Here is a 15,117-nt window from a genome sequence, read left to right on the forward strand (position 1 = left end):
CTCAATCAGCGGTCCGAGGTGTCCAGACAGGTCGGGTGGCCAGTCCTTTCAAGCCCCACTCGAGAGTGGGCAAACCTTATGCAGCCTCGCCCGGCCTGCCCGGGTTACAGCTCAACGTAACTCTCACGAAGTAACTGCACCTACGAACTTAAGGACCTTGTAGTTCGGGCCGGTGATCAGCGCCGACGCATCGAGGTCGTAGGGCGCACCGGTGGTGGTGCGCTCGTCCCAACCGAGACCGACAGTGATGGTCGTGAGATTGTCGGTTGCCTTTGACAGAGAGACGTTGCCGCCCTTGGCAAGAGAGACGCTCATGTGGATCCTTTCGAATTTTTCGTAGGCGTGATTTCGACCGGGGTGCGGATTGCAGTGCGAATGCTGCCCGACCACGGGGAAGTTGAACTAATCACCGGCGGAGTGTCGCCGAACTGGGAGCGAGCCCACACCGAGGAGATCCTCGGTTCTCGTGCGAGTGCTATGGATCCACGTCGGTGGCTGAACTCCCTCTGCGGCTACAACTTCTGGCATTGCGAAGTACACGGCAGCACGATGCCGCGCACCACCTACTCCAGCCCCCGACAGACTGTTGGACGACAACATAGCAGGTGCAACTAAATGTCCGGAAGTGCCGATCGGCCCGATTCGGACGGATCGATTTTCTGTTACCGGAGGTACGGGTGCGGCGTGCGTGGGGCCGCTGAGGGGATGTAACAATCTCGGTGCCGAAGGCAGATGTACTCGGCGATGAAGTCGGAACGATCGGGGGAGGCACATGCGCGGAAGTGCTGGAAGGGCGCATCGACGATTGTTGTCGTAGCCCGTATCTATGTTCGTCGGCATTCTTTCCGTTCTCGTACGGGGTAACTTCATCGCGCAGTGGGGTGGTTGTGGATTCGAGGGAGAGCGATCCTGAACTGAAGGATCGTGTCCAACGTTTGCTCGCCTTCTTGTCCGAGCTCGTCAAGGCGCGTAGCGCCCCCGTTCGAATCATCGACAAGCACCGCGCGGTGATCGCGCTCGACGAAGGCAATCTGGATGTAGCTCTCAGTACCGATGCGTCCGCGGGCGATGTCGTGCTCCGGGCACGTCGCGTGCACTTGGAGGACCCACCCCGGCCACCGGCTGCAGTCACTCCCTGGATTCGCGGGTCGGTCGCGGACTCGACCACCGAACCCACGCTCGATCCCGCCGCTCCCGACACGAGGGAGTTCGACGCATGGCTGACGAAGTGGCGGGCCTGGGCCGAAGTCGATCGTGAACGGCGACCCGCATGGCATCTCCATGCCTTTCTCCAGCGCGCACTGCTCGATCTCGAGGCGCAGCCGGAGTCCCTGGAACTCGTGATCGCGTCGGGGCTGCTCCAGCTCTCGGCAGATGTAGCGGGCGAACAGGTGCGAACGCACCTGATCACGCAGTCGACGCTGGTGGAACGCGACTCGGCATCGGGCGACCTGCTGGTGCGACTGGATCCCGAATCCGTTCCTGCGCTCGAAGACACACAGTTGTTGACCGGGCTCGACGTCTTCGATTCGTCGGGTACTCGGAGCCTGCACGAATCGCTGGCTGCGCGAGTGAGTTCCCCCGTGGATCCTGCCGCACGGATCTTCCTCAAGGATTGGTCCGACCGTGCCCTGGCCACCCGTGTCGAGGTCGTCGACCGACCCGACGAAGCTGCCTCGCAGGACCGCCTGCTCACACCGTCGCCCTCGCTGGTTCTGCGCAAGCGGGGTGCTTATGCACTGATCGAGTACTACGACCGCATGACGGCAGCGGCAGCCGACGAAGCAACGGCAGTCCCTCTCGGTCTGGCACAACTCGTCGAGGCGATCGAACCCGCCGATCGGGTCGCCTGGCTCGACAGAGCCGGTACGTCGTCTTCACTACTCGCCGACGATCCGTTGTTTCCGCTTCCTGCCAATCAGGAGCAACGCGACATCATCGATCGGCTCGCAGGCGACAGCGGTGTCGTCGTGGAGGGCCCGCCCGGAACCGGGAAGACTCACACGATCGCCAACCTGGTATCGGCGTTGTTGGCTCGTGGTCAGCGTGTCCTGGTCACCAGCGAGAAGGCTCAGGCGCTGCGGGTCCTTCGCGACAAGCTCCCATCGGAACTGCAGGAAATTTGTGTTTCGGTCACGGACGCCGGCCGCGGTGGTTCGGCCGAGCTGAACCGCAGCGTGAGCGAGATCGCGACCCGCAAGGCACAGTTCGACCCACGCCGAACAGCGGCGTGTATCGACGAGGTGGCGCAACGACGGGACACGGCACTGAGTCGCCGTGCGATGCTGACGGAACGCATCCGTCAAGCTCGTGCGTCCGAGACGCTGGCCCACGCCGATGTCGCACCCGGCTATTCGGGAACTCCGGCCGAGATCGTCCGGAAGGTCACGGCGCAGAGCGCCAACCACGACTGGCTACGTGGCACCCTCGCCACAGATACTCCGCCGCTCACTCCGGAGGAGTTCCAGACGCTGCTCGCCCTGTCCGAAAGGTCTCGGCCAGGTCGAGCCGAGCGTCGACGGCAGTATTTCCCCGACCTGGAGTTGCCGAGCCTCTCCGATCTCGAACTCGCCTGCGAAGCTGTTCGCAACAGCCCGGCTTCGGGTGGCGCCCCCACTTCGGGACTGCTTCGGATGTTGGAGGGTGCTGCTCCCGACGTTCTCGAACGGATCCGTGAGCAGTGCGACCATCTGCAGCGTGCGCTGCTCGATGTCGACGGTCTGGAGCCTGCATTCCGGAACCTCGCCGACGCAGTACTGTCCGGACAGATCGACTATCTGTGGGACAAGACTGCGCACATCCGCGAGCTGGTCACCGTCGCCTACAACGCCGACGTCTTCCTCGGTACGGCTACTGTTGTCGACAGTCCGGTGGTCGGACGAAATGCGTTGCATGCCTACGATGCGCTCGCCAGGGCGCTCGAGGGCGGCGAGGTGTGGCGAAGTGGACTCGCCCGTTTCCGCAGGAGCGACGAGCAGACTGCGGTGGAGGCGCTGGGCAGGGTCGCCACCGTCGACGGAGTCGAGGCCACGACTGCGCCACTGGCTCGTGCGGTAGCCGAGCATCTTCGTGCGCTCGATGCCATCCAGTCCATCGCTCTCATCCTTCGGGATCTCGGCATCGAGATCGACATCTCGGGATCTCGCAGTCAGATGATCGGTGCGGCAGCGAGGGCTGCCCGGTCTCGCGATCTGGTGGACGGTCTCGCGGCGCGAGCCAAGGACGTGGCGCGTGTGCTGCAGCAGGCTAGTCCAGGGGCGCCGCGTATTGCGAGCCTGGATCAGGCCCGGTCCGTCGCGACTGCGGCGCAAGCGATTGCTGCAGCAGGCTATGCAGAGGCGAATCGCTCCTGGCTCATGGATATCGCCTCTCATGTCCGGGCAGGAATGACGCACGGGATGCCGCCGGAAGGGCACGTGCTCGTCCGGGCCATCGAATCCGCGGAGTTCGGCAGGATCCATACGGCGATCGAGTCCTGGCACGCTGCGGTCCGCGAGTACCAGGAAGAACGTCACCTCGAATCGCTGCAGACTCGGCTGACCGATGCGGCGCCTGCGTTGGCGCACGCCATCGCCGAAAACCCTTCGTCTGCGGAGTGGTCGGTTCGCCTCGACTACATCGAGCAGGCATGGGCGTGGCGTCGGGCATACGACTGGGTGCAGCAGCACTCTCACGCCCTCGACGATCAGCACCTCCAGCACGAGCTCGACGCCACCGAGAAGGACATCGCGCAGCTCACCGCACAGTTGGCCGCGGAACGCGCATGGAGTGCGTGCCTCGAGCGAACGACGGCTGCTCAGGTCCAGGCATTGCAGACCTACCGCGATCACGTGGCCAGCATCGGAAAGGGAACCGGCAAGTATGCGGAACGGTTCCGTGCAGGCGCGCGCGAGGCGATGCAGGTGGCGCAACAGGCGGTTCCGGCATGGGTCATGCCTCTACAGCAGGTACTGGCATCCATTCCCGCCGAACAGAATTCGTTCGACGTCGTCATCGTCGACGAGGCGAGCCAGGCCGACATCAGCAGCCTGTTCCTTCTGTGGCTTGCTCCTCGGGTGATCGTGGTGGGCGACGACAAGCAGTGTGCGCCCAGTGATGTCTCGTCGGGTGCGCTCGAAGGGGTCTTCACCCGGCTCGACTCGTATCTGCCCGACATCCCGAAGTACCTGCGCGACAGCTTTACCCCTCGATCCAGCGTCTTCTCACTGCTCCGCTCGAGGTTCGGCAGTGTGATCCGGCTGCGCGAGCACTTCCGATGCATGCCGGAGATCATCAACTGGTCCAGTGGACAGTTCTACGCCGACGCACCGTTGGTGCCGGTGCGTCAGTTCGGTGCCGACCGTCTGCCGCCGCTACGCACCACCTATGTCGAGGGCGGCGTGGTCACCGGTCGGAACGCGACGCTCTCCAACAGGGGCGAAGCACGCGCCATCGCCGACACGATCAAACAATGTCTGTCGGACAAGGCGTACGACGGCAAGACCTTCGGTGTCGTCGTTCTGCAGGGGCAAGCGCAGGTCGACGTCATCACGAACGAACTGCTCGACCGCTTGACGCCCGAGCAGTGGGAAGAGCGACGACTGCGTGTAGGAACGCCGCCCGACTTCCAGGGCGACGAACGGCACGTAGTCTTCCTCTCGATGGTCGTCGCGCCGGAACAGAACATCATGGCGATGACGAAGACCGAGTACCAACGACGGTTCAATGTCGCCGCGTCCCGTGCGCAGGACCAGATGTGGCTGTTCCATTCGCGCACCGTCGAATCGCTGCGCTCGACCGACCTGCGGCATTCGCTGCTCACCTACATGCAGTCGACGTCGCCCGCGCCGGCAGAGCCGATGCCCGAGGGCGTGACGCGCGACGATCGGCACCACGCGTTCGACAGCCTCTTCGAGCAGCGCGTGTTCCTCGACATCGTGGCTCGCGGTTACCACGTGAATCCGCAGGTGGAGGCGAACGGCCGACGGATCGATCTCGTGGTCACCGGTGCAGCAGGGAAACTCGCCGTCGAGTGCGACGGCGATCATTGGCATACGAGTCCCGAACAGCAGCGCGCCGACCTCGAACGTGAACGAGAGCTGCAACGCTGTGGATGGCAGTTCTGGCGCATCCGCGAATCGGAGTACTACCTCGATCCCGTGGGATCGATGACAGGTCTATGGGAGGAGCTCGACAGGCGCGGTATCAGGCCGCACGTCGTCGGAGTGAGCGACGTCGTCACGGCTGTGCAGGAGACCTGGACTCCGGTAGAGCTCGTTGAGGACGACTCGCCGGTCGACGACGTCCTGGATCAGCCGATCCTTCCTCCGGAACCGGTCGTGAAGACAACGGAGCCGCAACCGGTTCACGTTGAGGTGCCCCCACCTGCGACTGCACCTTCCGTTCACGCCGATCCTGAGATCGTCGCGGGACCGGCTCCTGTTGTGCCGGAAGTGGAACCGCCGACAGGACCGCAGGAACAGATCGCGCTTGCTACCGCAATTGCGTCAGCGCTGGCTTCGGGCCCCTTGCCCGTCAGCAAAATCGCGGCTCGGTTGGGGGAGGACTGGAAAGTGGTCCTTGCCGATCTCGACAGGCTGATTGCCGCCGGTCGGGTCGGTGAAGTCGCAGTTTTCGGAAAGCTGACGCAATACCACCTCCTGGATATGTCTCCGGGAGAAGGAGAGGACACCCCGGCTCCCACGCTGGACGAAAGCCCTCCAGACGTTGCGGTCCTCGAACCTGCCGCGGAGCAGACGATCACAACAGACGAGTCGCTAGATCTCGCGAGGTCGATAGTGGAGGTCCTCGCTTCCGGGCCCCTGCCAGTCGGAAAGATCGCCGAACAGGTAGGGCAGCACTGGAGGACTGTTCACGCTGGACTGGACCAGCTCCTTCTCGCGGGGCGAATCGAAGAGGTCACGGCGTTCGGGAAACTGACCGAATATCACCTCGTGGACGTGGCGTCGCGGACCGAGAGCAGCGAGTCGCCGCTCCCGCCCGCCGCGGGTTCGCAGGCCGACTCGCCGGCTTCGGTGTTACCGCCTGTGCAGACACCGGTCGTTCCCGGCTGGGAGACCACGCCGGCGTCGGCGATCGAATCGCTCCCACCGAGTCTCGGGTCGCGGATCGTGGAGCAGCTCTCGTCGGGACCGGTGTCTCTCGCGGATCTCGAGTTCCGGCTGAACGAGCCGCGGGACCGCATCGAAGCCGTCGTGGACGAGCTGATCGCTCGGGGGCGTGTGGTATGGATGCCGGAACGCGGCCCGCGCGTATACGCCCTTGCGCCACCGGCAGATCGGACAGTGGCGGGCGACGAGAGTGCTCCTACACCTCAGCCGGCCGCGATACCCCGCGCTGTCTCGGTGGCAGACCTGCCACCGGCACGTCTCGATTCGGTCGCGGAAATACTCATCACGGCTGCAGCAATCGCGGACCTGTCGGTGGAGCGCGCAAAGAAGCTGAGCAGACTCGATCACGAAAGTGTCATGCAGATCATTTCTAGTCTGGAAGCAGACGGGAAACTGGTGCGTCGAGACGATGCTTCGGGACCCGTGTGGGGACGGGGTGACCGGTGACGGCACCCACTTTGGCCGGACCACCTTTACGTGCCTGGCAACGTGAAGCTTTCGATGCCTGGACGAGGGCAGACCGTAGTGCCGTCGTCGAGGCTGTCACCGGAACAGGGAAAACGACGCTCGGAATCGCAGCAGTCGCCGACGGCGTCGCTCGTGGCATGGACGTCTTGGTCGTCGTGCCCGGGATCGAACTGCTCGAGCAATGGCATCGCGCGATCCGTCGAACGCTCCCCGATGTGCCCGTCGGTCGGCGGGGCGGCGGTCACTCGGACAATTTTGAAGGCAAGCGAATTCTGGTCAGCACCGTGCACTCGGCGATCAGCACCTCCGCGCCGCAACCGTCGGGCCCCGCGCTGCTGGTTGCGGATGAGGTGCATCGGTACGGTGCCGTCACGTTCTCGAAGCTGCTGACGGATCGATTCCCCGAAAGAATCGGTCTCACTGCCACTTTCGAACGGTCGGATGACGGTGTGGAGAGGTTCCTCCTGCCGTACTTCCGGACCGTCGTAGAGGGTTGTAGTTACGAACGCGGGCACACCGACGGCATTCTCGCCCCGGTGAACGTCATGCTCGTTGCGGTCCCGTTCGATCCGATCGAGGCTGTCGAATACCAGGAGTACGACGAGCTGGCCCGCAAGCTCCGGGGCGATCTGATCGAGAAGTTCGGATGCGCCGGCGAGCCGTTCGGCGAGTTCATGCGCGACGTCCAATTGCTCGGTGGCGGCGACGGTGCGGATCGATCGACATGGGTGGCACGAAAGTACCTGCACGCGTTCTCGAAACGTCGATCCTTGCTCGCGGAATGTCGTGGTAAGCGGGAAGTGCTGCGCGGCCTTGGCGTGGTGCTCAAAGAAACCGGTCGGGCTCTCGCGTTCTCGGAGACACGCGAGTCGTCGCGAGCTGCTGCGGAGGTACTGCTGGAGGAAGGCGTGCTGGCAGCACCTTTCACGAGCGACCTCAGCAGATCGGACCGAACGCGACTGCTGAACGAGTTCAAGAGCGGCACGCTGACCGCCCTGGTGGCACCGAAGGTGCTGGACGAGGGCGTGGACGTCCCCGAAGCCGATGTCGGAATCATCCTGGCCAGCAGTAAGAGCAGGCGGCAGATGATTCAGCGGATGGGTCGGATCATCAGGCCGAAGTCCGACGGGCGGCCGGCGTCGTTCCTGGTGATGTACGCTGAGAACAGCTCGGAGGATCCTGCGAACGGGGCGCACGGAACGTTCCTCGAGCAGCTCACCGGCATCGCCTCTCAGGTGGTGACGGTCTCTGCGGAGGACGCTCCCGGCCTTCTTCGAGAGTGGATGAATTCTGCCCGGAGCGACGACAAGGTCGAACCGGCGGCGTTCGGTGCACCGGTGGTCGAACAACCTGCCCAGAGTTCGACTTCGGTCGAAGAGGTCGCTGCGATTGCGCAGCGCCTGATCGAGGAGGAAGTCCCTGAGGAAGCGGTTGTCGCCGGTACCGAGAACGCGGAGATCTCCGAGATCCTGCTGAACGTGGGAGTCAAGGGCTCGGTCGACGACTTCGACACCGTACTTTCGTGCCTGTCGATACTCGAACCCCGTCAGGTATCGGTGCTGGTCATGCGTTATGGGCTTGGTGGGCAGCAACCCAAGAGACAAGCAGAGATCGGTGCGCGGCTGGGGCTGTCGTCGAGCCAGGTCGGCCGAATCGAGCGGAGCGCGATCGCGCATCTGGGCGACACGGTGGCCGGTCAGCTGTTGTCGGACGTCATGGCGCGGATGGAGAGCGTGTAGTGGCCCAGTGGTTCGAGGGGTTCGACGGTCAGATCGTTCTCGACGACGACTACGTATGGATCCTGCGCGAAGACATTCCGGCCGACCTGACACACGGCACGGTGCTGCCGACCCTACGGGCGCATCGTGGGGCGGTGATCGGGACGGAGTTGCGGCCTGCCACCGCGAACGGCCTCGGCACGCTGAGGATCAAGGTCTCCAGCGGTCGCACTGCGCCTCGTGATCGTCATCCTGCGGGGTTCGATACGGTCCGGTTCTCGTTGACGAGCAACGACCGGTTCTCCACGGTCCATTTGCTCTTGGCCGCAACTGCGGCGGACGCGATGGAAGCAGTGGCGCCGGACGACCAGTTGCGGGCAGCGTTGGACGAACTCGACGGCATTGCCACGCAGGCCGAGTTGGCCGGCGTCCTGGGCGAGAGTCCCGATGTCATGCAGGTCGTGGACGGCGTGACATGGAACTCCGTCGGAAAATTGTGGGTGGCAGCGGGAGGCACGTCGACGGTGCCCGCCGACACTCGACTCGAGTGGATCCGTGCACTTCGAGAGCTGACACGGCGGGTGCCCGCGAACGCGGGAATCAAGACGTTGCAGACCGCAGTGGGAGCGACTGCACTGCGCCACCTGGACAGTCAGCGCATCGGAGCCTTGTGGGAGTCCGTGCTGCCCGAGGTGCTGCCCCCGCGCGTGGAGACGTCATCGAAGGATGCGGGAGATGAAGTGGTGCCGGGCAAGCCTGTGCAGGCACGACGGAGTCCGACGGCGGAGCCGCAGGTGCGCCCGCGGACGAGAGTATGGACGAAATGGGACTCCGCCACCAGCCATGATCAAGAAACACGCGCAGGTCTCGCACGTCCCGCGAATTCGACCGATGCTGCCGCCAAATCGCCGGAGGGGAGCGGTGGAACCCGAGGAGACAAGGCACTCCGGGATCGAAAGACCGCGTTCAGCGGAAGACGAATTCGCGTCCATCTCGATTGCGACGGGCACCGCGTGAAGGCGATCTTCGATCCGGAAACAGGAGCAACGGAGATCACCTCGGCTCCGGTTCGAGCCTTGCTCGGCTCGGTGCATGCCGATCCCGATGCAGCCGCCGGTGCGGTCACTACCACGTTTCGACTGGGAGACGAAGGACCGTTCGACGGTTGGCAGTTGTGGCGGATCGACGACAACTCCGGCCGGCCGCTCGCCGAGGTTCCCGAAGCGAGACCGGTCGTCTGACGATCGTCATCGCCCTTTACCGATGCAATGCCCACCCTTCGGGATGACTTTGTAACGCCGGTCCGCGCCCGCGGTATCAACAGGGCAAGCAGGGTGTTCATCAAGTTCGGAAAGTGATCGGTACCGGTAGAGAATGACTACGTCTGAGTCCTGTGTAAAGGGTCTGCGAGAGCTCGCCGCCGACGAGCGCTGCAAGCCTCGAGCGGACGACCTGGAATTGCTGGCGAAGGACATCGAGTCGGGTGACTCCGACAAGTGGGTAGGCATCGACCTGCTGGCGGCATTTCCCGCCTCCACCACGGCGAGTGTCCGGAAGTTCGGAATCGTGGAGAGCCTTCTCGGTGCCATCGCTGCCATAGCGGTCTTCGCGCCGGTGGCATGGACGTGGTTCAGCCTGCGTGCTGCATCGCAGGCCTACTCGAACATGACCGCAGACGGCATCAGGCCCGACGACACCTTCCTGGGGCTGTGGATCTCGGGCTTCGATGGCTACCTGACAGGGTGGCATCGACTTTCGTGGGTCGCGCTGGTCTCGATTCTCGTCATCGTTGTGGCGGTCCTTCTCGTCATCGCGCAGCGGGTCGTCAGTAGTGCGGCAGACAAGAAAGAGGACGAGGAAGCAGTCGCATTCGAAGCGCGCCGTATCAGCGTCCTTTGTGCTGCTCAACGTGAGATCGGTGGTCAGCATACGGCCGACCCGAGCGCCATCGAAGCGATCGTGCGAAGCTCGATCAAGAAGCTTTCCGAAGCTCACGACGCGACGAAGGAAGGGATCGATCGCCTCAACGCGACGTCCGCCTCGCTCGAGACGACAGCTGCGACGATGACCGCCGCTGCCGATGCCACGCAATCCTCGCTTCAGGGTGTCGAGTACGCCGCGAAGGTCCTGGAGACGACCGCCGACGAGAGCCAACGGCGAATGGCGAAGACCCTCGATCACTTCACCGACCAACTTCAGGATCAGCTCACGAAGGCGCAGTCGGAGACCGGCCGTGTCGTCGCACAGTCTTCCGACGCGATCAGATCGACGATCGACGACCTCGTTGCCGGCGTCGCACTGATGGAGAGATCGCAGAGTGCCATCGCAGGCAGCGTCGACACGATGGACAGGCGCAGCGTCGACACCGGCCGCGAACTGCAGGCAGCAGTGTTCGAACTCCGATCTGCCGTGGAGGGGATCGATCGTTCTCTCCTCCGGCACGAAAGTGCGTTGCAGGCGCAGGCGTCGGATCTCACGTCCGCGCGCGATGCTGTCGAGATGATGCTGCGTCGACTCGAGCTCATGGGACACGAACAGAGCGGCGACCATGTCGAGACGGTCTGAGCGTCGCGGGCGGGGATTGCTCCGACCGGAAGCGCTCGCCGGTTGGATCTTCGCCGATCTGTTGATCGTCCTGTTCATCGTGGGGCTGGGCTCAGCCACAGCACCGGAGATACCCGATCCCGCGGCCGTCGAGGAACCGTTGCCGAAGATCGTCGGCATGCGCCAGGATCCGGAGATCCTCACGATCGATTACGACGCCGGGGCACTGATCGGATCCGGTGCGGGATCCGAGGACGAATCGCGGTTGGTGTGTGAGCGCCTGAACGAGGTGACCGGTGCGCTGCAGGGCGAACGAGCCGCACTTGCTCTGATATTCGGCGGTGGCAAAGATATCGGAGTCGCGCTCGAATCTGCGGTCCGGATTGCCGAACAGCTGCCCTGTGCGGCGCCTACCTTGTTCGATGGGACGACCACCCGTGACTTCTGGGACGGCTCCCTCCCGCGCGGAACCGCGCGCCTCGAAGTCTTCCTTTTCACGACCGATTGATTCGACCGAAGAGAGCTGAAATGGGCCAGAACATTCTTCCGTTCTATCTGGTGTGCGACGAGTCCGCTTCCATGTCGGGCGACGCGATCGACGCCATGAACAAGGCGTTGCCGGAGTTGCATGCAGAGATCGGCATGAACCCGGTCGTGTCCGACAAGACGCAGTTCGCGATCATCGGATTCAGTGAGGTTTTCTCACCAGGAGAGCACTCATGAGAGCTGTGTCGAGTCGGGGGCCGGGGCGGTGCTGAGGACGTGGGGCCCGGACTGGTAGGGAATGGTTTCGACCAAGAAATTCATTCCCGAAGCAGGACCCCACGTGATCACCTATCGTGCCACGCTCGACGTGCCCGAGCACACCCTGACCTTCGTCACCCGTATCCTCGCTGCCCACCGCCGCAGGACCGATCGCCGACCGTGGCAGCGGGCCGCGACCGTCTACGTCCAGGCTCTGATGGTGCTGCGGTGGTTCCGCGACGGCACCGACGTCGCCACCCTGGCGCGCGATGCCCGCATCTCGCAGGCCACCGCCTACCGGTATCTCCACGAAGGTATCGACGTGATCGCCGCGCACGCCCCGAACCTGCACGACGTGCTCGAACGTGGGATCGAGTCCGGCTGGGAGCATGTCTGTCTCGACGGCACCCTCATCGCCTCGACTCGCTGCCGGGAGCGTTCCGAGTCCGGGCACGACGTGTGGTACTCGGGTAAACATCGCCGCCATGGCGGCAACGTCCAGGTCCTGACCGATCCGACCGGCTACCCGATCTGGGTGTCCGAGGTTGCCCCCGGTTCGGTGCACGACCTCACCGCTGCTCGTCGGGGCGGGATCCTCGGCGCCCTCTACCACGCTGCCGCCGGCGGGATGCCCACCCTCGCCGACAAGGGGTACACCGGTGCCGGGATCGGCGTCCACGTCCCGACGAAAGGCCATGGTCTCGATGCCGGCACCCGCTGCCGCAACACGCTGCTGTCTGCGATGCGCGCTCCGGCCGAACGCGCGAACGCGCTGCTGAAGACCCGGTGGAAGGCGCTGCAGCGAATCAGTCTATGTCCGTGGAGGATCGGTGCGATCGCTGCTGCAGCCCTCGTGCTTCTTCACCTACAAGCACCAGCCCGGTGAGAAAACCTCAGTAACGAGGCGGAAGTCCTTCTCGAGTTGTCGGACCTGAGCCAGATCGCGGGCCTCCCGGTACTGACGGCAAAGGGCGGAACGAACTTCGCGGCGGCGATGCGGTGCTTGAAGTCCCAGATCGAGCTCGATCTGGATCGCCTCAAGTCCCAAGGGCACAAGGTGTTCCGCCCGGTGGTGTTCTTCCTTACCGATGGACAGCCGACGTCCGATTGGGAGGTCGAGTACAACGAGCTCACGTCGCCGAGCTTCCGGTACCGTCCGAACATCGTCTCGTTCGGCATCGGCGATGCCGATCGCGACGTCATTTCGGCTATCGCGAACTTCCGTGCGTTCATCCAGGAGGACACCTCGATGTCCCCGGCGGTAGCGCTGCAGGAGTTTGCTACCGCATTGACGAAGTCGATCGTGAAGTCCGGGGTCAGCATGACCAAGGAAGGCGGACTCCAGTTGCAGACCCCCACTCAGGTGGACGGTTTCACTGCCCTCGACGTCGACACGGTGTAACGCGATGAGCAACTTCCCCGAGCACAGCAACAACGATGCGCCCGAGTCCGCCCTGATAAACCCGGAGTCCTTCGAAGAGGGAGAGCCCGTCATCCGGGAAGACTTTTACGCGTCCGAATACTGGCAGCGTCCTGTGGGTACCGAGCCTTTCGCGTACCCTCCACGTCCGACACAGCCTCCGCCACCGCCCGAGCCGGCGCACCCACAGGGAGTGCCTGCTTCCACCGAACCACAGTGGGAACATCCCGCGGAGGCGCCGCGTGCCGTGGTAACTCCGGATGCTGCCGTTCCTCCGCAAGCGGCCACCCCGACTGTCGAACACGCGTACCGCACGTTCGGAGCGCCTGCGCGACTCAAGCCCATGCCGAGCAAGGTTGTCGAGCAGCCCTTGCGCAGCTTCGAAACCGTGCGGGATACCGTCATGGACTGGCTCGAGGACCAGCTCGGTGACTTGCGCGCAGTTTCGGCCCGAGGGCATATCCACCGCTATCTCGCAGAGGTGCGCCAGGACAATTTCGCCTTCTCGCGGGGCACCAACTATCTCGCGCTGGCCGTCTCGGACGGAGTGGGCAATGCGAAGTCGTCGCATCTCGGGTCGGCCTTGGCCTCGAGGACCATCGTCGAAAACGAGACGCTTCTCGGGGAAATCGTTTCCGCGCGCACGCCTGCCGAAGTGTCTCTCCGGGACATCGCCACTTTGCTGCGTTCGGTGGCGACCGACGCAGAAGTGGATGCCGCCGAGGTATCCACAACTCTGACAGCAGCAATTGTGCTGGACAATCCGTCCCAGGTGGGGGAGACCACCGTGGTTCTCGCCCAGATCGGAGATTCGCCGGCATTCAAGTTGTCGCGTGGCGAGTGGATCGAACTGACATGCCCGGCTCTCCAGTCCGGGCCCGGTGACCTCATCGACAACTCGGTGAATCCGCTCCCGGGCCACCACATGGCTTCGGTATGGGTGGAAACCTTCCGACCGGGGGAGACCCTCGTCCTTGCTACCGACGGGGTGGGTGATCCGGTCAAGTCGAACGGTGAGTATGCCGATGCGTTGGCACAGCTCTGGCGTTCGTCAGCACCGTCACCGGCCGATCTGCTCAAGGTCCTCGATGCGACTGTGAAGTCGTTCGACGACGACCGAACGATCGTGGGCTTCCGATTCGGCGAACCGCAGCGATGAACGCCACGAACCTTGCGACGCTGAAACTGGGACCGAAGCTCGGGGACGGTGGTCAAGGCGCTGTCTACGAGTTGGCAGACGATCCGACCCGGGTGTTCAAGAGGTACCACAGTCCGTCGGGTCCTGGTTTCTCTGCCTCGACGCTTGACGCACTGATCGGCATGCGAGGCAAGCTGTCCAATGGCGGGCGTCCGGTCGACGAGTGGGCTGCGTGGCCGAGCTCGGTCGTACGTGGCGCTCAGAACGTGGTCGGGTTTCTCATGCCTCGAGTGCCGACCGAGTTCACCTTTCAAGCGCACGGAAAGCGGCGATTGTCCGAGCTCGGTGTACTGCTGGCCAAGAAGTCCAGTCCATTGTTCGCAGGCGTCACGCTTCCCACTCTGGAGGAGCGAATCGCGATCCTTCGCAACCTGGCGAGGGCGGTGGGTGTGCTGCACGAGCACCGGATCGTCATCGGCGACCTGTCCTTCGCGAACATCTTCTGGTCGCTGTCTCCGGAACCGCGTGTGATGCTGATCGATTGCGATGGCATGCGACCCGACGGCTTACCTCCTGTTCTTCCCCAAGCCGAAACGCCGGACTGGGACGATCCCTTCGCTACACCTCGCACCGCGCCGACGTTCGACCGCGACTGCTACAAGCTCGCACTAGCAGTGATGAGGGTCCTCGGCGGGGAAATCGACTGCCGGCCGACAGAACTCGACAGTGTCACGTTCGATGGCGTCGAGCCGGCTATGGACCACCGATTGCGAGAGCTTCTTCGTCAGGCAGCAGGTCCCGAGGGGACACGACCGTCTGCGAGGGTGTGGGAAGCGGCGTTGAGTGACCGCGTCACCGTTCCTGTACAGCCGACGACGCGCCGGACCGTCGCAGCCCCGAAACCGAAACCCGAACTACTGGGCACCGGTGAACGCAAGTTCCGGCCCGTGACTCCTCCGAAGAGGTAAGCGCTAG

Annotated in this window: 10 protein-coding genes and 1 pseudogene; 10 read left to right on the forward strand and 1 reads right to left on the reverse strand. The window is 63.9% G+C overall.

Translation table 11 applies throughout. From position 1 onward, the window contains the following. Nucleotides 1–150: 150 nt before the first annotated feature. A pseudogene (locus LPH33_RS07755) lies at nt 151–315 on the reverse strand (TerD family protein); the annotation flags it as partial. 566 nt (nt 316–881) lie between these two features. Here LPH33_RS07755 and LPH33_RS07760 point away from each other — a divergent pair. From LPH33_RS07760 to LPH33_RS07805, 10 genes are all read left to right on the forward strand, one after another. After that, nucleotides 882–6,557, forward strand: a complete 5,676-nt coding sequence (locus LPH33_RS07760; RefSeq protein WP_229568287.1) for an AAA domain-containing protein — start codon at nt 882–884, stop codon at nt 6,555–6,557. Beyond that, nucleotides 6,554–8,317, forward strand: coding sequence for a DEAD/DEAH box helicase family protein (locus tag LPH33_RS07765; RefSeq protein WP_229567687.1), 1,764 nt, complete (start codon nt 6,554–6,556; stop codon nt 8,315–8,317). The genes LPH33_RS07760 and LPH33_RS07765 overlap by 4 nt, the downstream gene beginning before the upstream one ends. Further along, nucleotides 8,317–9,537, forward strand: a complete 1,221-nt coding sequence (locus LPH33_RS07770) for a hypothetical protein (protein ID WP_229567688.1) — start codon at nt 8,317–8,319, stop codon at nt 9,535–9,537. Before LPH33_RS07765 ends, LPH33_RS07770 begins: the two co-directional genes overlap by 1 nt. Before the next feature lie 133 nt (nt 9,538–9,670). Further along, nucleotides 9,671–10,861 (forward strand): hypothetical protein, encoded by a 1,191-nt coding sequence (locus LPH33_RS07775; protein ID WP_229567690.1) that lies wholly within the window; start codon nt 9,671–9,673, stop codon nt 10,859–10,861. Then, the gene (locus LPH33_RS07780; RefSeq protein WP_145691613.1) at nt 10,845–11,348 is read left to right on the forward strand and encodes a hypothetical protein; all 504 of its coding nucleotides are present in this window, start codon (nt 10,845–10,847) and stop codon (nt 11,346–11,348) included. Before LPH33_RS07775 ends, LPH33_RS07780 begins: the two co-directional genes overlap by 17 nt. 20 nt (nt 11,349–11,368) lie before the next feature. After that, the gene (locus tag LPH33_RS07785; protein ID WP_229567692.1) at nt 11,369–11,563 is read left to right on the forward strand and encodes a hypothetical protein; all 195 of its coding nucleotides are present in this window, start codon (nt 11,369–11,371) and stop codon (nt 11,561–11,563) included. Nucleotides 11,564–11,666: 103 nt separating this feature from the next. After that, a complete protein-coding gene (locus tag LPH33_RS07790; protein ID WP_229565117.1) occupies nt 11,667–12,470 on the forward strand; it encodes an IS5 family transposase in 804 nt (267 codons plus the stop codon). A gap of 36 nt (nt 12,471–12,506) precedes the next feature. Then, on the forward strand, nt 12,507–12,986 hold the full coding sequence (locus tag LPH33_RS07795; protein ID WP_229567693.1) for a vWA domain-containing protein: 480 nt from the start codon (nt 12,507–12,509) through the stop codon (nt 12,984–12,986). Nucleotides 12,987–12,990: 4 nt separating this feature from the next. Beyond that, nucleotides 12,991–14,163, forward strand: a complete 1,173-nt coding sequence (locus LPH33_RS07800; protein ID WP_229567695.1) for a protein phosphatase 2C domain-containing protein — start codon at nt 12,991–12,993, stop codon at nt 14,161–14,163. Continuing rightward, a complete protein-coding gene (locus LPH33_RS07805) occupies nt 14,160–15,110 on the forward strand; it encodes a hypothetical protein (protein ID WP_229567697.1) in 951 nt (316 codons plus the stop codon). The genes LPH33_RS07800 and LPH33_RS07805 overlap by 4 nt, the downstream gene beginning before the upstream one ends. Nucleotides 15,111–15,117 lie beyond the last annotated feature (7 nt).

The sequence above is a fragment of the Rhodococcus sp. RDE2 genome (assembly GCF_020885655.1).
Taxonomy (GTDB): Bacteria; Actinomycetota; Actinomycetes; order Mycobacteriales; family Mycobacteriaceae; genus Rhodococcus; species Rhodococcus pyridinivorans.